Origin of the sequence: Crenobacter intestini, assembly GCF_004919095.1 — a bacterium.
In the GTDB taxonomy this organism is placed as follows: Bacteria; Pseudomonadota; Gammaproteobacteria; order Burkholderiales; family Chromobacteriaceae; genus Craterilacuibacter; species Craterilacuibacter intestini.
Genome location: NZ_STGJ01000014.1, coordinates 1 through 19,829, shown reverse-complemented (window position 1 = coordinate 19,829; position 19,829 = coordinate 1). Strand labels below are relative to the sequence as shown.

Genomic DNA, 19,829 nt, shown 5'->3' with positions numbered 1-19,829 from the left:
GACAAATAATGTCGCGATGCATGGTGAAACGAAGCGGATGAAGATGAAAGAGGATGAATCATGCAAACAGAAACCATGGGCAACTGCCTCGCTTGCGGCCAGGTGCTACCGGAGCAACATGTCGAGCTCAGCCTTAACCGGCAATGCCTGCACTATGCCAAGCAGCCGGACGGGCAGGTTCGCGTCGAGCTGGAGATCATGGCAGCGGACGTGCTGTACCTGTTTTGTCCGCCGTGCGCCGATGCCGGTTGCGCGGCGGCGATGCGCCACGAAGGCGTTGCCGTCAACTTCCCGACAGGGCCGGTCGGCGTCTGCGGGCGCTGCCAGGCGCCCGTTCCGATGAGCGCGCCGCACAGCGCCTACGAGCGATTGGATGGCAGCTTTTACTGGCAAGCCGGATCAGGCTGGCACTGCCAACCCAGCGACAGCGAAACGCTGGCCGTCGTCTGCCAGCGCTGCCTGGACGACCCTCACTGGCCCGCCGCCGCCCTGGCTCGCGAGCAGTCACAACAGGATGCGCGGTGCGCAGCGCTGGAAAAGAGCAAGCCTTAGCCTGCAGCGGGCTTACCAGAATGCGCGAAAAGCCCCGTCATTCATGGCGGGGATGGATAGCGCGGACGCCGCAGGCGTCCATTTACCCAGAGGGCTTTGAAATCTCTGAGAAGCCAGTAAACTATTGTTATGCAACGACTTCAAGCCTACAAATACGAACTTATGCCGAACGGCGAACAGCAGCGCAATATGCGTCGCTTCGCCGGGGCGTGCCGCTTCGTGTTCAATCAGGGCTTGGCTTTGCAGCAGCAGAATCACGAGGTGGGTGGCAAATTCATTGGCTACAACGCCATGACAAAGCGCCTTACCGAATGGCGCAACAGTCCTGAAACACCATGGCTGAGCAAAACCCCCAGCCAAGCTTTGCAGCAGTCGCTCAAAGACTTGGAACGCGCCTACAAGAACTTCTTCGCCAAGCGGGCGGACTTCCCTCGCTTCAAGAAGAAAGGGCACGGCGACAGCTTTCGCTATCCGCAAGGCTGCAAACTGGATCAGATGAATGATCGTATTTTCCTTCCGAAGCTGGGTTGGCTGCGTTACCGCAACAGCCGCGAGGTGGTGGGCACCGTCAAGAACGTCACCGTCAGCCGACATGCGGGCAAGTGGTTTGTGTCCATCCAGACCGAGCGCGAGGTGGCGCAGCCTGTCCCGCAAGGGGGCATCGTCGGCATTGATCTGGGCATCGCCCGCTTCGCCACCTTGAGCGATGGCCGCTTCATCGCGCCGGTCAACAGCCGCTTCAAGCAGCACGAGGCCACGCTACGCAAGGCGCAGCAGGCGTTGAGCCGTAAAACCAAATACTCGAACAACTGGAAAAAGGCGAAAGCCCGCGTCCAGAAAATCCAAGCTCGCATCGCCAACGTCCGCAAAGACTTCTTGCACAAGGCCTCGACCGCAATCAGCCAAAACCACGCGATTGTCTGTATCGAAGACCTGCAAGTGCAAAATATGTCGAAGTCTGCGGCGGGTACGGCGGAAGCGCCGGGGCGCAACGTCAGCGCCAAGAAGGGGCTGAACAAGGCGATCTTGGATCAAGGTTGGTACGAGTTTCGCCGGCAGTTGGACTACAAGCTGGCGTGGCGGGGTGGGCACTTGATCGCGGTGCCGCCGCACCATACCAGCCAGACCTGTCCGAATCCGGCATGTGGTCATGTCTCGAAACTGAATCGCCAGACGCAAGCGGCATTCCGCTGTGTGGCGTGCGGTTTCGAGGCCTATGCCGATCTGGTCGGTGCGATCAATGTGCTTCGCCGTGGCGAGGCCGTATTAAAACAAGGGCAGGACATTGCCCGGCTAGCCTGTGAAGTGAGCGGCGCAGTCATACCGCCAGCAGCAGGAACCCACCGAGGCGAGCTAGCCGCCTAGCGGCCAGACGCGGTAGGAATCCCCGTCCTTTCCAGCCTCAAGGCTGGCTCGCGAAGCGAGAGGGCGGGGAGGATGTCAACGCATCCTCCTTGCAGATCGGATATCGCACGGGTTGCTCCCTATTATTAACAGAGATCATGGCGTCCCACTGGCGGCCAAAGGCCACCTTCACTGCCTGTTACATGCGCTAGGCTGAAGCCAGCCCCGCCACCTGCCGACCCCCCCCCTTTGGCGGCACGCGGCACACATTGCCGCTGGCGGGGCGCCCCCTTTCGACCGCGGCCGACGCACGTGCCGCACCAACCTCGAGCTTTCCTTTCCACGCAGCCCTCGCAATCGTGCGGCATCAGGGTCGTCGAGTTTCTCTGCGGCCAAAGTTTCTCTAACGATCCCAAGTATATCTGAATTAACTAATTGTAAAGATGTGATGCATATCGAATTGCGATGCCTCTAGAGTTGCAGGTTTGATAGCGCCCACATCGTTTCAATCTGTTACCATAAGGCAACCTAATATACGATACCCATCTCAGGGGATCGGTTGAGGCCAACACGCGCGAAGTTTGACTTTTAATGAGTATGGACAATGGCATTCCTGGTCAACTGTATTCTTGTATTTCTGGCATTGTGGTTCATCTTTGGATTTAAATGGGTTCTTCAGTTTTCGTTCTGGTTCATCACTCTTGGCATTGGTGGACTCTTTCTTTGGAGTTGGGTGATCCATAGTTAAACATGGGATTAACCTCACAGATATTGGCAACAGAAGTCAATATGCTAACTGCGGCCTTTTATTTCCGCACTGTTGTTTATGCCTCTTTAAATTGAAATCAAGGCTTCAACATGTTTTATAATATTTTCAAGTGGCTGAAAAAGCATATTTTCAAAAATATATCTGCGGCCACATTGCCAGCCAATCAAAGCAAAGAAAGCAGCGAAAGCAGCGAAAGCAGCGAAATCAGCAAAAGCAATTTAACAATCAGCAGCCAGGAAAACTTTCAATCACTGAAGTACATTCAAAATAATCTTGCAAAATCCGAGTTAAATAGTTACAAAAATACGGATACTATCTCAACCGCCGGTGATGACAAGAAAAATAGTAGTACACAGAAAACAGAAGAAACCATAATAAACAGCGACAACGAAGAAGACTCGTCGTCTACACCAAATTGCAGACAGTCTAGCGCAGCAGACGTCAAAAGAAATCTATCGCCGGACAACTCATTCACCAGTAGCGATTGCCAAAACAGGAAAAGCACACCCAGCCTCTGGGCCGATGACCAAGAGAGGCAAGCTTTTTACGCAAAGAGATTTAACCAGCGAACAACCGCCGCCAGAAACTTGCTCGACATCAAATCTAAATTTAAATTAGCGGAGGCCGGCGATAAGCAAGCATTGTTTGAATTAGGCGAAATCTATTCCAGAAAAGTAATCAATCCGCAGAACACTACAAAATCAATACACTATTACCTGCAGGCGGCAAATAAAGGGCATGATAAAGCCCAGTTTTACATCGGGATTATTTATATCGGCGGCATAAATATATACCAGGATAAAACTAAAGGCCTAGCATGGCTCCACATGTCAGCCGAGCAGAATAACCCAGATGCTATGCACGCCATCGGAATGATGTATTACTTTGGTATACACCTCCCACACTACCCACTCCAAGGTACCGCGTGGTTACGAAAAGCAGCAAAACATGGACACGCTGACGCGCAATCATTCCTCCAAGAGCCTACCGCATGCAGAAATAGATTCTTGAATATTGTAGACAGAAACAATAAAGAACCGGCCGAGTTGTGTATTTATGAAATTCTTAAAAAACATACACGAGAAGATAAAACATCCTGGCGAAAACTTGAAATAACAAAAAATCAAGCCAAGATATTACACAATCTAGAAAGCGAAACCGAGTTACAGATCGATGTAGAAGACACCATCTATTACTTTGATATATTAAACAAGAACAAAATAGAACGCGTGACCATCACTGATGGTATAGAAAATCTATCAGAAATGATTATAAGACAAAATCGCCCGTTAGCACGATCACTTATGGGTGCAACAGTTGGAGAACAAGTAGAGTTAGACCTTGGAAATAACAATAAAAGAGTTTTTGAAATTATGAAAATAGAAAGAAAGTTGAATTAACAACAAACTGATTCGCTTGCAATAGAATTAAACTACATTTCTTTTAATCTTAATGGCTTACCTAAGGACGCGCTAAACAAATACGCTCCAGCGCGGCATGGATGGTGACGCCGACTGTGAAAGCGAGATTGCCCGCACGGTCTCGCGTTTATGGTACGGGCTTTCGTTCTTCAACGAACCGGGGAATGGTCATTTCCAGGTTCGTTGTCATTTCAGGTGGACCCTTTGGCGCAGAGCAAAGCACCGTTTGGCGATCAACAGGTTTGTAAAGGTGACATAGAGTCATCGGATGCACGGTGTTTTGGCCAGCCCCTGATTTCCTTCTTCAAGCCTGGCCGATTCTTGGTCTCCAGCTCCCCCCCAGTAAGCCCCATGCTCCAGTCAACGGCGCCAAACCAGTCGCGACCAAGCACTGACCGCACAACAGTCTCCGCGAGGGACCGGTTTCCATCGATCCAGCCGGAACAGCGTTTTCATGCCACGGATTGATCCGTTCCAGCGCTGCATGGTAGCTCTTGTGCCGCGTTGTTTTGCGCTTTTCGACGTGCTCCAAGATCAGCAAAAATCTTCTGCATCGGTCCAACCAGCCATTTTTTGCTCACAACACTGATTCTATCATGACATCGGCTAATCGAGTTGTCGCCGAATTAAATTAGCCCGTACAGGTAAATTCATTTGACAATTCAATAAAATTCGCTAAAATTTATATGTCATTCAAAACGGAATTCCAAAATGGAAATCAAAGGTTTTTACGTTGGGCAATATCTTTACGACCCAAAAAAAGTTGAATTGACTGCTAAAAGGGAAGCTGAAAAATGGAGAATGCCTGAAGAAACCGCAAGAGAATATCTCAACGACTTGCAGGATGAGCTCATAGCATGTGGCGAATACTATAACGCATTAGTTCAAGTAGCCACTCAGCTTGCTAAACATCCATTAGGATACAAGATAGTAGACGAGGATGGCAGGAGTTATGTTTTGGTCCCTACCGCCAAAAATAATGTCGCATCGTTGATCTTCTTTAACGAAGAAGAGGTAGAAGAGCCTAATTCATTTGATCAAATGGTGCATATTGGTGGCGCACACGAATATCGCCGGTCTGTTTCTATTTTGGAGGTCGCAATTAACTCAACACCTCAACCTGCTAATTTACCTACTGCCACTTATTCATGGCAACAACACTTCAGTCCAGAGAACGCCTTCATAATAAAGAAGAGATCAGATTGATCGCGAAAAAATTGCATCATTCATGTAGATAGAAAATTAAAATTAATTTCCAATGGCTTATCCAAACAACATTGACTAAGAGGAGAGCAGTTTCACCACCCTGCCGATGGCAAGCAACAATCAACTGATGGATAATTAATGACATGGTTCGATCGGCATCGGCCAGTTTGCTTGTATTTACGTATTGATTATGCGCCTCAGATGTTTGATATACTCTGCTTGAGAAATTGGTGACAAAAAGTGAAGTTTTTTAGCCGCCTCAATCCAGTCTCCATCTATATTTGCAATTGGATAAGTATCTAGAACAAGGGCGGTCAGTCGATCAGATGACACTACTCCTTTTCGATTTCGGCCAAGCGCATCGACAATGGATCTACCACACTCCTCTGACGCATGCTCTGGTTTTGGCGGTGTCCAAATAACAACCTCTCTATCTGTAATTATCGGTGGCTCTGGCTCTATAGTTACCAACGTAACATGCGGGGTGTGTCCGAAACGCACGTCAGGTAACGCTTGCCGAATTTTAGAGTGATGGAAGTTGTCTTGATTGAATTGAGCGGGAAGTAATGCACAATCAGTCAGATTGGGCCCAAATTCCCAAAATATATGAAGCCTTGTTCGCTCTCTTTTGTCTAAAATTGGAATGTGCATAACACCATAGCAACATTTATGTGTCGCCTCTTCGTAAAAGCGAGCAGTGAGCCATAGAGCATGGCAGTGCGCTATCAAAGATGCATAGTAACCAGTGTCCATTTCGTTTACATAATGATCATTTATAAAAGGCAATAAATTAAGCGTTTTTATCTTCAAATGCGAAGCGTGGAATTGAGGTTTTTAGTGCACTCAGGATGCTTTCTATATCCATAGAAAAATTTGCATCCTGCATGATGCGCCATAAATGAATATATATACGATCTCGCTGGCACTTAGGTAGTCCACTAACCCATAGGGAAACACAAACCATGCTTGGATATTGCAAAAGCTCTATGCAATCATAGAACATCCATTCATCCACAAGATTTTCCTGCGCCACTGGTTTTAGCATCATTTCTATCATTTCAATCGGAATGTATCCAGAACAAAGACGAATGAAATCAGACCAACCCATTTCTTCGACCCCCTGAATAGAGTCCCACCTACGAATCTGGTATTTTAGGATTGCCAACCCTGAGAACGGACTCATTAAAATCAGGTCGTAGACATAATCGTTCCATCCAATCCTGCCGAACAACTTCAATGTTCTCGGAACATCTAGATCACCGTAATTGTCATCCAGCCAACCATTATTAAGTAATGCGTATAACGCATAGAATGAATCAAGGACGTCCTCAGGCATAGACATCCAAACCACATCCCTCAAAGGATGAATTGGCGCACGATTACTCAGCAAATAAATCCAGTCATTTAACGAAAAGTCTTGCACTAGCAAGTCAAACTCTTCCTTTAAATCTTCTGTATACATAAGCGATGTCCTTATTTACAAACTAGAAGCCTAAATGTCAGATACGGATTTCCCGTTCGAGATAAATTTTGTATTGTTAACATTGCAACATAACAACCAATTTTATTTGCAAGCAGAATTAAAAAATCATCAAAATTACAATTACCTCCACACAAGAATAGCCATTTATTATTCAAGATTTTGCGCGCACAATCGAAAGAGAAAATTTTCAGCAATTCAATTGATTACTTGAATCACATGCTGTTATTTTGTCTGGGAATTATTACGCCGGTCAGCACCTTCGCCACCACAACCAAATACTCACCCACAGCCCCCTCACGCACCAAGGCGTAACCCGAGAACAGCACACCGTCTCCGTAACCCGGCTGCCAGTTCGCTTCGAACGACCAGAGTTCGTCGTGCTCCTCCCGCTTGGCAAGAAAGCTTCGCCAGAGTGCGTTATGGTGACCAAACGGCAAATCTGGCACGGCTCCAAGCGGATCAAAGACTTTCTCGCGAGCCTCAATTTCGGCAATGCTGAGCTGCTGCTGCAGGTGCTCTGGCAAAACGGCAAATACAGGCTCAACCGGCAATGGTTTTGGCGGGGTGGGCCACAACTGCCATAAAACGAGGACTGGCCAGAAAGGCAAGACGAGGGCGTAACAAAACGCTGGCCAGAAGATCCGGCTCAGCAGTTTCTCTGTCAGCGTACGAGGTGGTGTAGAACGTGCCCTAAGCTGCGCCCATAAATCATCGGGGGGTCTTGTGCGCCGGTGGAGATACTCGATCAGTTTGAAGGCGGCAAAGCCACTGGCAAAGTAGCCGAACAGGAAAATCACGATTGCCTCCGCCACCATCGGCTCAAGCCGGCAGCAGGCGGGGCATCCGTCTGCTGCCCGAGCAGGCCCGCCGTCTCGTTGTGCTGGATGCGGGTGCCAGTCACCACACCTCGCTCGATCTCGGTCAACAATTCCTGCTCGTAGAGGCCACCAAAACCGGCACGAATGTACTCAATAGGTTTGCCCTGCGGGATGCAAAGGGTGCCGGAATACCAGTGGGCAAAAACCCGCTTCGGAAAGTCCGGAAAGAAGGTGGCCAAGGTGGCGGGGTTGCCATCTTCCAGCGTGCCGTCCAGTTGCGTGAGATACAAGCGGTCACCGATGATGGCCCAATGACCGACATAGTTACGCCATAGCGCAGAGCAATTGCCGAGGCCGAAGCGAGGCAGGCCATCATCCGGGTGGAAAAAGTCAGAGAGCGGCGTGGAGAACAGTTTTAATTGTTTGCCTTTGTAACGCAGCTTTTCAGGAAACTGGGCGGTCATCGACTTCTCCTTCGGATTGGCAGGTCAGCCAGCACAAGGTGCACGTAGCCGGGGCCATTGCACGGTGTTCTTGCTACGCCTCCGCCGCAAGACAAGTGGGTACCTGCGTCGGAGCGTGGACTGGCGATTGCGCCGAGAAAAGCCGCAGATACGAGGGCGAAATTGCCTGGTAATGCTTCGGCGCGAGCCAGGCCTGGCCACCCGCTGCGATACCGTTGGTGTACGCCCAGGCCCCAACCTGCAGGGTCACTTGTTCATCGGTCAGAAAACCCGCCTCAGTGCCGATCTCTGCCAACGCATCCGAGCATTGCTCGATGCGATCAAGCCATCGCTCTAGGTGCGGTAAGGCTGCCAGCGTATCCGACTTGCTGCGGTTGCATGCCGGGTGCGCCAACACGAAGTTGTGTGCATGCTCGCGCGGGTAAAGCGAAAACGGGATGTAGTGGTCGACATCTGCTTCCGCCAAGGACTCACGGCAGTAGAAGCATCGTGTGCCATCCAGCTTGCGCAGGCCTGCCTCCATGATGCCCAGCGCCTTGCGGGAAGGCGCAAACAGGAAGGCTTCGAGATCGTCGGTTTCACCCAGCAAAGGGGTGTTCAGCCGATTGCCCTTGATATGGCTGATCCAGTGCGTGCGAGTCAGCTGTTGCAGTAACGGATAGAAGCGGCGCAAACAATACGCCACGCCTGGCTTCAGCCGGATCTGGCCGCGGCCGGCGCGGGCGTAAATGAACTCGTCTGTGCCGCCGCCAAAGTTCTGCAGGTAGGTCAACGGTTGGGCTGAAACTGTGGCCGAAACCTTGCCCAGGAGTGCATCAAAGCTCGGGTGGCGGATGGCGGCCATTAGTGTTGGCACCCGGCTTGTGTTCCGGAAGGCCTCAATGGCGGTAAGCACGGCCGCCTGGGTGCCTTTGTTCTGTGCAAGGACGCCGCTAGAACATGCTGCGCGCCCACTGCTGTATGGCAAGGTGTGGTTCCAGTAGAGTCCGATGAACTGCCGGCCAAGCTGGCGCGTGGTCAAGACCAGTTCCCGCCCGTCGTCCGCGCCGAGTTCAACGGACAAATCGGCCAGTGCCATCAGTAGTGCAAACTTATACGTGGCAGTGAAATCGCCCTCGGCGAACAGTCGTTGCAGCTTGGTGAGGAACAGCAGCTGTGCGTCCGGTCCGGGGGCGGTTACTGTCATGTTCAGCGCCCTGTCCAGTAGTCTGCCTTGCCTGGGATCACCCAGCGTACGCCGCCGCGCGGGTCTGCTACATCGCCAAGAAATCGGGGAATCAGGTGCAGGTGTAGGTGGGGGACGGTCTGGCCGGCTGCTGCGCCGTCGTTAATGCCGATGTTGAAGGCATCCGGTTGATGCGCTTGCTGGATCACCGCCTTGGCTTGGTCCAGCAGCGAGAGCATGGCCTGCCGTTCTTCGTCGCTGGCCTCGAAAAACGAGCCGATATGACGTTTCGGGATGATCAGGCTGTGGCCAGCCGAAACCGGGTAACCGTCGTAAATCCAGCGTGCGTGCGAATTTTCGGCCGCAACCCGCGAGGGTGGAAGGCTGCAAAACGGGCAGGCTTTGTCTGGGTGGGAGGCGAATGCTGTGGCGTTTTCCATCTTGATCCGGCTAGGTGGCTATCAAAATGATACGAATATAGCTATCATAGCGCGTCGCTTTTGCTAGCCGCAATACCCACAAATGATGCCATTGAATCTGCTTACCGAACTCAGCTCCCCCCAACGCGACCGCTTGGCGTATATCGAGTTGCGTATCCGCTTCATTGGCGAGTTGCGCAGGCAGGATCTGGCCTCCCGCTTTGGCATCCAGTCGGCGGCAGCCTCCCGGGATCTGGCCCTCTACAAATCACTCGCGCCCGGCAATATCGCGTACGACAGCAAGCAAAAGACCTATGTGCCGGGCGACAACTTCGCCCCGTTATTCGAGTATCCGAGAGAGCGGGTGATGGCCTGGTTGACCCAAGGCTTCGGAGACGGCGAGCCGCAAGCGTTGTCAGCCAGCGTCCCCAGCGAAATCCCCTCACGCCTCACGCACCCCGACCTGGATGTTCTTGCAGTCGTCACACGGGCCATCCACCGTCAGTGCCCGCTAGCCATCGGTTACCACTCGCTCAGCAGCGGCTACAGCGAGCGGGTGATTGTGCCGTTTGCGCTGTTCGATAACGGGCTGCGCTGGCATGTACGGGCCTATGACCGCAAGCGACAAGGTTTCCGAGACTTCGTGATCACGCGCATCCAGCAGCCAAAGCTGTTGACAGACGAAGTGCCAGCCCCTCATGAACTGAGCAGCCAGGACATCCAGTGGACACGCATCGTCGAGATCGAACTGGTTCCGCACCCAGACCAGCCTCATCCGGAGATCACAGCCATGGATTACGGCCTACCTGATGGCGTGCTGCGTATGCAGCTGCGTGCCGCGACAGTCGGCTATGTCCTGCGTAAATGGAGCGTGGACTGCTCGGCCGACCATCACCTGCGCGGGCCGGAGTACCGCTTGTGGCTACGCGACCCGCTGGCCATTTACGGCGCCGAGACAGCAAAGCTGGCGCCGGGCTTTTTGGTGACCGGAAGTAACGATCACCAGACGCAGTCGTGAGCCCATGTCCATAGCCCCTACTTATACAAACTGGATGGAACCTTCAGATGGTTAATCCGCGCTCCCTGATCTTTGCGCTGTACTCCCACTGGGAAGTGGTAGAAGGCCTGGCACGCATCTCCCGGGACTTCGCCATGTTTACCGAAGAGCAAGTGCTTGGGCTTATCCAACGGGTCAGCCCGCAAGATACGCCCGCTGACCGCGGTGCCAAATTGCGGGCGCTCGTCAACGCGGATGTCTTGCAGGTTCTCGCACGCTGCAACGATCTGCAGTTGAATCCTTACGTCCTTGAATTCGTACGAGGCTTGACCCGCGAGCATGAACTGGGGCTGACCGCAGTGCTGCAGGCACGAGTCGAGGCGATCCGTGAGGCGAGCGAAGGCCTGAATGAAGGGATGGCCACCAAGGATCTGGACCGGGTTCGCAGTTCGGCCAACAAACTGGCGGAACTGTTTCGCCAAATCAGCTTGCAACTGGATCAGGACAGGCACGCCATTCTGGAATTGGCCGAAAACGCCAAGGCGGCAGACAGCCGGGTACCTGTTGGGCGGCGTTACCGTCAGGTACTCGAGGCGTTCGACAAATATGTGGAACCCATGAACCAGATGATGGACCCTGGCGCGCAGGGCGCGTTCTACCAATTACTGGAAGATGCGGACCGTTCGCTAGATTTGGCTGGGGAGCAATTGGCGATCCAGGGCGCACTCTACACACACCGTCTGCAGCTGCGGCAAGTCTCGCATCAGGCGAAGGAGTTGCGTCGTTTTGGACGGCAGGTCGCCCAGCAGTGCGCCGATACCCTGCTGCCGCTGCGTGACGAATTGCGTCAGCACAACGCCCTGAGCAGTGCGGTCAGCCTATTGCTTGGGCGGGTCCGCAAGCGAGGGCTGCGACGGACTTTACGCAGCCCAAGTTGCAGCGAAGGCGTACCGCTGTGGCGCAACGATCGTCCCTTCCGGCTACAGCTGGGCGACGAAATCCGCAGCGTGATGGCTGCTGCCCGTGACTACACGCCACAAGCGATCAGTTTTCCGGAAGATGAGCCGATTGCCGCCACGCAAGCGCTGGAGCTGATTGACGACGCTGCGTTGCGTCGCCATCTGGGCGCCAGCCTGCCAGTGGACAGCCTGCTGGACTGGCTGCAAAGCCATTACGGCCACCTGCAGGATGGTACTTTGCTGCGACTCTTCCATGACCTGCAACTCGAGCCTGCTTGGCAAGCCGAGGCACATGGCAGCCAACAGGCGACGGACCTCAATACCGTTCGCGTCTTCCACCACCCACACCGAATCTGCGCCGCATCATGAGCCCTTCCCTTTCACTTGACCATCTGCCTTCGCTGAAGGATCTGTTCCGGCTATTCCTGAGCGGCAAGCACCTTAACCGGATGGCTGAACCGGCCCTCTGGGCCGAACTCGAGCAGCAGGAACAGACCTATGTCGCCTTGTTCTCGGCGCTGGGCTACACCCTGCGCATCGACGCGCGCGGATTTGCCTGGTTTCACCATGATGACGCCAACAGCGCGATTGGCAAGACCAGCCGTCAGCTAGCCCTTGTCTTCATGGTGATCTTCGAAGCACAGGCCAATGCCGGCAAACCGCTGCTGCGCTTTACCGATTGGTTGATCGATCTTGAGTGGCTGGGAGAGGTTCATGCGCAGCAACAGGAGGTTCTGAATGCTGAAGGGATTTCGGAAGAAGGCCTTGCCGAGCTGTTCAGACGCGCGAGCTCTCTGGGGTTTGCCACGGTCGAATCCGGTGGGTGGCGTTTATTGCCGGCCGTATTCCGTTATCTGGATCACTTCGAAGCGCTCGCAGCGTTGACTCAGGACGAAAGTCTGAATGAGAGCAGTGACGGGGCACTGGACGAACTGGATACGGACGTGGAAAGCGAGGACGAGGCATGATGCAGTATGGTTTCCAGAAGCTGGTGCTACTGAACAGCGCAGGCTATTCGCGGGCAGAACTGCCACTGGACGACGCAGTGTCGCTGATTGCGCCCAACAATACCGGCAAGACCAGCCTGATCAATGCTTTGCAGTTCCTGCTGATCATTGACCAGCGCCGGATGGATTTTGGTGCGCACGGAGTCGACAAGAGCCGCCGCTTCTACTTCCCGCACAATAGTGCATATGTGTTGCTGGAAGTGTCGCTCCCAGAGTCCGGTACCGTCGTCTTGGGCTGCGTCGGCAAAGGTGTCAGTTACGGGTACGAGTACGCGTATTTTGCCTACGCGGGGCAGTTGAACATTGAAGAGTTCCGCCTGCCGGACGGCAACCTGGTTGCCCAGCCGCAACTGGCTGCCCATCTAGCCACTTTCCAACGAAGGGTGCTCAGTTATTCGGGCAAGGAATTTTCCGACATGCTGTACGGCGGGCGCGGCCGCAAGCCCAATGGTGAACAGGACTTTTGTGTGTTCCGCCTCGAGCATGCGACAGACGCGACCGCTTTCCAGCGCGTACTCACGCGTACCCTGCGGCTGGACAAACTGCGCTCGTCTGAAGTGAAGGATTATCTGCTGCAGATCTTCCGGCGTGATCTGCCGGATGCCGGAATCGACTTCAAGGCAGAATGGGACAAGGCGTTTGCTGACGTCAATGCCGAGCAAGCCCAGTATCAGGCGGCGGTGAGGCTCAAGCCGGCACTGGATGAGCTTGAACTCCTCCAACAGGCAAGGCTCGAACTGCGGGGTAAGCTGATCGTCCTCAAGCCGAGGATCGAACAGGCGCTCGGGCAATGGCAGCAACATTTCGAAAACAGCCAAAAGTCGCTGCAAGCTAAATTGAACCAGTTCGACGAAGCTCTACAGCGTTTGCACGATGAAGATCGGCTGTATGTGAAACAGCAGGTCGAATATCAGAATGACCTAGAGGTGCGAAAGAAAGAGACCGAGCGTCAGGGCGAACTAGCACTGCGATTTGCGCTGATCCCTGACCGTCAAACGCTCGAGCAACGACGTGAGGAACTGGTCACCCGCCGTGATGCGCTGATCCTCCGCATCGGTCAGGCGGAAAGCCAGAAGCCGGATGCGGTACGCCGCGAACTGACGCGCCTGGAGCGAGAATGCGCCCAGGTTGAGCAGGAAATCCGCACGCAGGGCAACAATCTCTATCAACAGCTTGCCAGAAATCTTCCCGTCGACCATCTGCAGGCGCTAAACAAAGTGCTGGCCAAACCGGTGCTGACGCTGGGTGAGGGTGAGTTCAGTCTCGATACCGCACTGCTGTCGGCAGCGCTCAGTGAAAGCCGTACAGATACCCTGTTGCTGCATGGTTTGCAGCTGCCGCTGGCAGCTTTGCCCGAGCAATATCTACAGCGTACGCATGCCGAGTTGGCAGAACTGCAACGCGAGCTGCAACAGCAGCAGCAGGCGCTGACCCAACAACTGGCCACGGCAGAAGCCCTGGAGAGCGTCCGCCGGCAAAAAGGGGGGCTAGAGCAGGAGCTCGTGCAACTGGATGCAGACTTGCGCGACTATGACGTCCTGCTTGAATTGAGGCAAGGCGAGACCACACGTGTACAGCACATGGATGAACTCGGCACACAGCTGGTTCGTCTGGAAACCCAGCTCGCCCAGTCTAATGACCGCCGTAAAACACTGGCTGGGCAACAGCAGGCATTACAGCAGGCCTTGCAGTCGCTCGAGCAGCAGCATCGGCAGATCGAACGACTTCGCAACCAGCGCGTGGATCAGCAGGAGCAATTCAACTGGCTGGATGCGCTACCGCACATTCCATGTCTGGCAGAGCCAGGGTTCGAGCTGGACGAACTGGCCGAACGTCTGCAGGTCTATCTCACCGATTGCCGCAAGCTGCTGGAGCAGGATGACAAGATCAGGCACCTGTTGAGCGAAGTGCATAGTGGCGGCCTGACCAAATACCAGTTTGTCGTGGAGGGGGAAGGCGAAATCTCAAGACTGGTTGAATTTTCGCATCACCTGCCACAAGAAGCCGAAGCGCTGGAGAAAAAGGCGCGCTCGGCCGTAGTCAACGTTTCGCTTTGTTTGCGCGAGCTGCGTGGCGGACTCGAATCCTTCAAGCTGCGCATGCGCGAATTCAACCGAAAAATCAGTGGCCGCCAGCTGTCCGACCTGGCGGTCTTCAAGATCGAACCGGAAGATGAAACTGCGCTGGTCGAGGCGATCGACCTGCTGATCAGCACTGCATCCACTGTCGAAACCGGAGAGTCGTTCGAATTATTCAACCAGCAAAGCGTGCTCGATGATGTGCAGCTCGACCGTGCAAAGACCCTGCTGATCAAGGAAGGCAATGCCAGACAAGGCTTGCGTGTGGCAGACCTTTTCCGGCTTCGTTTTTGGGTGGGCAAGGCCGACCGCGATGCTGAGGCATTTGATGATCTTGACAGCGCAGCTTCCAATGGAACCGTCTTGATGGCAAAGCTTGTGACCGGGCTTGCCATGCTGCACCTGATGCAAGACCAGCGTCGACCGATCCGCGGCGTGTGCTACCTGGACGAGGCATTGGCTTTGGACGCACGTAACCAGCGCAGCCTGATCGACACTGCGGCCGAGTTCGGTTTCTCGCTGATTTTCGCATCCCCCGCGCCGTTGACCACGGTCCGTTATTGCGTCCCCATCCACCATCGGCATGGCACCAACCAGATTAGCCGCCAGAGCTGGCAGGTCATCGAACCGCTGGATGCTGTCCATGACTGACCGAACCTTACTGGCAGCACTTTCCAAATTTCGCGGTCACGCCGAATTGCCGGTCAGCCAGTTCACGAAAGCGCAGCAGTTTGTCCTTGATCGATTTGCCGGACAGACGCGAGCCCTGCTGCGGAAGGCCCAAGGGCGAGGTGGGGTGTATCAGGTCTTGCAGCAGGAAATTCTGGCCGCACACTTGAATGCGTTATCGCCCGGCGGCAGTGCGGACCTGGGGGGCCTGCCCGCCCGGGCACGACATATAGCCAACGCCCGTAACAGCAAGTCTGCCGCCCACCGTCACGATAAATACAATCTCTTGTTCAAAGCTTGCAGTGCGCAAGTGAGCTGGAAGGAAACACAAGCAGCTACTTTGCTGCCTCTGAGTGACCACACTCGGGATTTTGGTGTCGCCGCGCTCTCAATTACACCGTCCGATCACTGGCAGACTGATCAGGACTTATGGCTAGTCGAGAACCAGGCACTGTTTGACCGGACGGACTGGCTCCCGACCGCGACTAAAGGCTCAATCGCCTATTACGGGGGACAGCTCAACGGGGTCCTGCTCGCCTGGATGGCGACACGCGAACGCGCCCCTCGTGTCATCCTTTTCCCGGATTACGATGGCGTCGGGTTTGCAAATTACACGAGGCTGCATCAACTGCTCGGAGAGCGATGTACATTCTGGCTGATGCCAGACTGGAGAGAGAAGCTGGCTGTCTATGGTAACCGCCAGCTATGGCAAGACACCCGGGCAGAACTCGAACGTGTCCAGCCGCAGCTCCCCTCTTCCCTGAACGAACTGCTTGAACAGATGGCTATCCAGGGGTTGGCCTTGGAACAGGAATCGGTGTGGCTTGATTAGGCAGCGACAGCATTCCGTATCAATAACGAGCTTTCCTCGAGCAGTAGCAACATTTCGTACTTCTGATCGCACGGCACAACATGCAAGCGAAACCCGGCATCAAAGTCGAATAAAGCCAAGGGATTTGTGATAATCCTGTTTGCCGGATAAATCAGCGCAAATTCGGCTATACCGCCCAGCTTGCGCTGCATATAGGCGAACAACTGATTCATCAGCTTGACAGCTTAAAATATAACAAGCAGGTTCGTTTACTTGCCAGGCTCCAATGGCATTGGGCAATAACTGTCCGCAAAAATATCCTCTGCAACCACCCAGCAATCCCCGCTCTCAGTAGAGATTATCCAATCTCCGGGCCTAGCATGTAGCACCCCACGCCCTTCTGACAACTCGATCTGCACGGTTCTGTCAGCTTGCACAGCCTCGACGGTAAGCGGTTTTTTCAGATAGAGCCCAGGCATCCCCATTGCCATGGATGCATCTACAGGGATGTAGGTCTCCTCGAACCGTTGTCTAACAATGGGCCAGCGCTCACCCTTGCTTCCTGTCAGCAGAGCGTCACCTTTCTGGTAGGCCACGATTCCCTCCATAGTCTGTATCTGGCCGTGTGTTTTGGCAAACTCTACGGCTACCTGCAATGGACGTTTTTGATATTTCACAATCTATCCTAATCATTGTCTGCAATTATATAAGGCGTAACTCTCTTTTAAGTGCCATTAGGCATCTATTCCAATTTTTTCGTTCTACGAGTTACTGTTTCTTAATTTTTCACTCAATATTACCTAAGGTTAACTAACCAAGAATCATCTACAAAGCTGCAGTGTTCATCTGTGAGCTTCGAACTCACCAAGCTCGTGAAGGCCATAAATATATATCTTGTTAGCCACTCTAAGTAAGACCACCCATCTACTACGAGGCCTTACATCGCGTCGATTCGTATTGACGAATGATTTCTCAATAGTCATCTCTTGTACCACATAAGCAACTCAGCGAACAGCATTAATTAAATATTACCCATTATAACTGAAGTCTGCATACCTGCTACTATCTAGCAGATCGGGATGCATAAATAGAGACGAAATCACATTATCAATGGCTATTGATGCTTACCACTTTAGATGGTAGATTCATTTTCAAGCCTGTTCAATATTAGTGTTGCACACAAAACGCAAGCCAAATCTTTCCGCCTTTCTTCTGCGCCCAACGCTGAATATGGCTTAATGTCATTATGCATTTTTCTATTTTTCATCCCTTTCTTATCTTTACCCCAACTTTCGTCGCCAACATATCTCCACCCTAAATATAGCCTTTCCGCAACCCATCTATCATGCTCATACTTTAATATTTCATCGAAATTTTCGATCTTAAAGAAATCATATGCATTTTTGACATTTTCCAAACATTGAAATCTGTCACGCAATATTTTTGCATGGATAAATGACTGACGGCTAGATTCGCGCGCCCATTCTTGCATTTCTTGCCACTCATTTTTATTTTCAGAGCTTGAATTATCTTGAAAGAAGATATCAACACATTTTTCCAGTTCTTCGTTGTATTTGGCATTTTCATTGAAGATACTGCTACTGTTGCCATGCTGAATACTGTCATAACTGTGATCTTTATTGCAATTTTGAGTGGGCGTAAAATGAAGACCACTAATATTTTGATACGCCATGTTTATTGATTGCGCTCCTCTATCTAATGCGGCGCCGACAAACAGTGGCATGCTTGGTTCGTCTGGCATCTTCCAAGTTAGAAGCCTATCTAGCAAATTGATTGACCCCACATCTTTTTTATTAGAACTATTTACATCTTCTCCGACATCAACATCAAAGACCGGAGTGACATTAACAATTAATAATTTATCATTGTTATTAATTTTATATTTCCTCACATTGGCTATCAATTTAGAAGCTTCAAGTTCATCATTCGCGCAAATGTAAACAATCAAATTCTCGCCACTTACAAGGACTCTTGTATAAAAATCGGCTTTCTCTAAACACGAAAATTTCAATATTGGAACGAGATTTCGTTCCATTCCAAGCCAGTAAGCCGATATAAACTCTTCATCATCAACAAATACTGGCGAATCAAGCTTCAAATCCCCAGAGAACCATTTTCCTTGCTCTGACACTGAATAAAAATTCAGGTCTTTTGCGTAATCTTTCCTAAGCAAAATCGCTGACTGCTTGATGATTTGTCGTTTGAGACTATCGTTTTCACCGAGCAATACAATATTCCATGATTCATTCTCCTTGCCTCTCATTATTGCAGAGGGGGAATTGTCCTTATCCATCAAAATCTTATAGGCAAAATGCTTCCATATGTTTATTGGCCTGATTATAAATGACTGGTTTTTTGGATTTACCTTGTTTTGATTTGGCAAGTCATCAATCAATTCCTGCATCTCAATATCATTATCAGTCCATGCAAAAATGGTTGGCTCATACCTGTTTGAAGAAGACTCACTTTGAGTCAACCTTTTCGAAAGAGATCTCACAACCTCAGGCATAGATGCTTCTTGCGATAAGAGATATATCAACCGCGCGCGATCTGCGCCAAGGCCAATTAAATCATCAATATCAAAAACACTCTCCGGAATAACGCTAACACCGGCTAATTTTAATTTATCTAGGATTATGGAATTTTGAAAATCACCTAAAATAACAACTTCTGACTTTTTATCCAACGAATGAGAAGCGTGGCAAATAGCGAGTGACGCAGCAATATCGTCACCACCAACAATTATTACATGGTTCTTGCAAAACAAATTCAAGCACAGCCTTCTAATATGAAGAGCGACTTTAGACCATATTAAACCAACAATCGCCAACGACATACTCAGTGGAAACAAAAACATTGCCGCATGAACTAAGTCTGACTTAGACTCACCCCACCCATAGTTCAAAACTATCATTTGCAATATTTTAAAAAAAACTGAGAAGATAGCGGATAAAACTGGCAGATCAAATGAATACTTTTCATCCACACCTATTAACCCTACGATTGCCAATGCTGCTGCAAATATAAAAATAATAAATGCAACAATTTCTAGCAATCTATTTCTTTTTTTCCTATCGAGAAACAACGACCTTGATGCATGTTTTAAAAGTTTTATTTTAAACAACCTCATCGCCATGTCCTTATTATTTAGTTGTATTTAGCAAATGCACCTGAAATGAATTTCTTTACCCTCGCAAGCGAAGTAACTTCACCCAAATTTTCAGTTGGCAATGTGGTCCGTTGAATCCACTGAACCTTCTGGCGCAAAGGATCTGCTGCATCATAGCGACCCAGTTCTTTATACAGAGAGGCCAGGCTGTTCTGGCTAACAGCAATATCTGGGTGTCCGGCGGGGAGGGCGGCACGCTGGATTGCCCTCGCCTCCTGATACAAGGGCTCGGCGGCTTCGTAGCGGCCCTGGTGCTGATACAGGTCGGCCAGGTTATTCAGGCTGATGGCAATATCCGGGTGCCCGGCGGGGAGCGCGGCACGCCGGATCGCCAGCGCTTCCTGATACAAGGGCTCGGCGGCATCGTAGCGGCCCTGTTGCTGATACAGGTACGCCAGGTTGTGCAGGCTGGTCGCAATATCCGGGTGCCCGGCGGGGCGCGCGGCACGCCAGATCGCCAGCGCTTCCTGATACAAG

The 19,829-nt window shown here is 51.8% G+C and carries 19 protein-coding genes; 9 read left to right on the top strand and 10 right to left on the bottom strand.

What is annotated here, in order from left to right; translation table 11 throughout:
• The first annotated feature begins 60 nt into the window (after positions 1-60).
• From E5K04_RS12385 to E5K04_RS12370, 4 genes are all read left to right on the top strand, one after another.
• Positions 61-552, top strand: a complete 492-nt coding sequence (locus E5K04_RS12385; protein WP_136554554.1) for a hypothetical protein — start codon at positions 61-63, stop codon at positions 550-552.
• A gap of 129 nt (positions 553-681) precedes the next feature.
• Positions 682-1,917 carry an RNA-guided endonuclease InsQ/TnpB family protein gene (locus tag E5K04_RS12380; RefSeq protein ID WP_136554552.1) on the top strand — a complete coding sequence of 412 codons (1,236 nt, stop codon included), beginning with the start codon at positions 682-684 and terminating at the stop codon, positions 1,915-1,917.
• A gap of 837 nt (positions 1,918-2,754) precedes the next feature.
• Positions 2,755-4,065 (top strand): SEL1-like repeat protein, encoded by a 1,311-nt coding sequence (locus tag E5K04_RS12375; protein ID WP_136554550.1) that lies wholly within the window; start codon positions 2,755-2,757, stop codon positions 4,063-4,065.
• A 732-nt stretch (positions 4,066-4,797) separates the two neighbouring features.
• Positions 4,798-5,292 (top strand): hypothetical protein, encoded by a 495-nt coding sequence (locus E5K04_RS12370; RefSeq protein ID WP_136554548.1) that lies wholly within the window; start codon positions 4,798-4,800, stop codon positions 5,290-5,292.
• Between the two features lie 177 nt (positions 5,293-5,469).
• Here the strand turns inward: E5K04_RS12370 and E5K04_RS12365 are convergent, their stop codons facing one another.
• The 6 genes from E5K04_RS12365 to E5K04_RS12340 all read right to left on the bottom strand — a co-directional run bounded on the left by E5K04_RS12365 (position 5,470) and on the right by E5K04_RS12340 (position 9,662).
• Positions 5,470-6,045, bottom strand: a complete 576-nt coding sequence (locus E5K04_RS12365) for a hypothetical protein (RefSeq protein ID WP_136554545.1) — start codon at positions 6,043-6,045, stop codon at positions 5,470-5,472.
• Positions 6,046-6,082: 37 nt separating this feature from the next.
• Entirely contained in the window at positions 6,083-6,754 is a 672-nt protein-coding gene (locus E5K04_RS12360) for a hypothetical protein (RefSeq protein ID WP_136554543.1), read from the bottom strand.
• Positions 6,755-6,987: 233 nt separating this feature from the next.
• Positions 6,988-7,572: a hypothetical protein gene (locus E5K04_RS12355; RefSeq protein ID WP_136554541.1), complete on the bottom strand. Its 585-nt coding sequence runs from the start codon at positions 7,570-7,572 to the stop codon at positions 6,988-6,990.
• Positions 7,569-8,057 carry a hypothetical protein gene (locus E5K04_RS12350; protein ID WP_136554539.1) on the bottom strand — a complete coding sequence of 163 codons (489 nt, stop codon included), beginning with the start codon at positions 8,055-8,057 and terminating at the stop codon, positions 7,569-7,571. The genes E5K04_RS12355 and E5K04_RS12350 overlap by 4 nt, the downstream gene beginning before the upstream one ends.
• Before the next feature lie 73 nt (positions 8,058-8,130).
• Positions 8,131-9,243, bottom strand: a complete 1,113-nt coding sequence (locus E5K04_RS12345; RefSeq protein WP_136554537.1) for an HNH endonuclease — start codon at positions 9,241-9,243, stop codon at positions 8,131-8,133.
• Positions 9,244-9,245: 2 nt separating this feature from the next.
• Positions 9,246-9,662, bottom strand: coding sequence for an HIT family protein (locus E5K04_RS12340; protein ID WP_136554535.1), 417 nt, complete (start codon positions 9,660-9,662; stop codon positions 9,246-9,248).
• Positions 9,663-9,795: 133 nt separating this feature from the next.
• On the opposite strand from E5K04_RS12340, the gene E5K04_RS12335 reads away from it, so the two are divergent.
• Genes E5K04_RS12335 through E5K04_RS12315 form a run of 5 tightly spaced genes read left to right on the top strand, consistent with a single transcriptional unit; the run spans position 9,796 to position 16,183 of the window.
• A complete protein-coding gene (locus E5K04_RS12335; RefSeq protein WP_235844367.1) occupies positions 9,796-10,659 on the top strand; it encodes a WYL domain-containing protein in 864 nt (287 codons plus the stop codon).
• Between the two features lie 47 nt (positions 10,660-10,706).
• Positions 10,707-11,966 carry a hypothetical protein gene (locus E5K04_RS12330; protein WP_136554532.1) on the top strand — a complete coding sequence of 420 codons (1,260 nt, stop codon included), beginning with the start codon at positions 10,707-10,709 and terminating at the stop codon, positions 11,964-11,966.
• The gene (locus E5K04_RS12325) at positions 11,963-12,565 is read left to right on the top strand and encodes a condensin complex protein MksE (RefSeq protein WP_136554530.1); all 603 of its coding nucleotides are present in this window, start codon (positions 11,963-11,965) and stop codon (positions 12,563-12,565) included. Before E5K04_RS12330 ends, E5K04_RS12325 begins: the two co-directional genes overlap by 4 nt.
• Positions 12,562-15,333, top strand: coding sequence for a hypothetical protein (locus E5K04_RS12320; protein ID WP_205700363.1), 2,772 nt, complete (start codon positions 12,562-12,564; stop codon positions 15,331-15,333). The genes E5K04_RS12325 and E5K04_RS12320 overlap by 4 nt, the downstream gene beginning before the upstream one ends.
• Entirely contained in the window at positions 15,326-16,183 is an 858-nt protein-coding gene (locus tag E5K04_RS12315; protein ID WP_136554528.1) for a DUF7281 domain-containing protein, read from the top strand. Before E5K04_RS12320 ends, E5K04_RS12315 begins: the two co-directional genes overlap by 8 nt.
• Here E5K04_RS12315 and E5K04_RS12310 read toward each other — a convergent pair.
• The 4 genes from E5K04_RS12310 to E5K04_RS12295 all read right to left on the bottom strand — a co-directional run.
• Complete coding sequence (locus E5K04_RS12310; protein ID WP_136554526.1) at positions 16,180-16,395, bottom strand: hypothetical protein; 216 nt, start codon at positions 16,393-16,395, stop codon at positions 16,180-16,182. The genes E5K04_RS12315 and E5K04_RS12310 overlap by 4 nt on opposite strands.
• A 36-nt stretch (positions 16,396-16,431) precedes the next feature.
• Positions 16,432-16,839 (bottom strand): PGDYG domain-containing protein, encoded by a 408-nt coding sequence (locus E5K04_RS12305; RefSeq protein ID WP_136554524.1) that lies wholly within the window; start codon positions 16,837-16,839, stop codon positions 16,432-16,434.
• Positions 16,840-17,294: 455 nt separating this feature from the next.
• A complete protein-coding gene (locus tag E5K04_RS12300; RefSeq protein WP_136554522.1) occupies positions 17,295-19,313 on the bottom strand; it encodes a hypothetical protein in 2,019 nt (672 codons plus the stop codon).
• Positions 19,314-19,330: 17 nt separating this feature from the next.
• Positions 19,331-19,829, bottom strand: a 499-nt coding sequence (locus E5K04_RS12295; RefSeq protein WP_136554520.1) for a tetratricopeptide repeat protein, incomplete at its 5' end; no start/stop codon positions are given.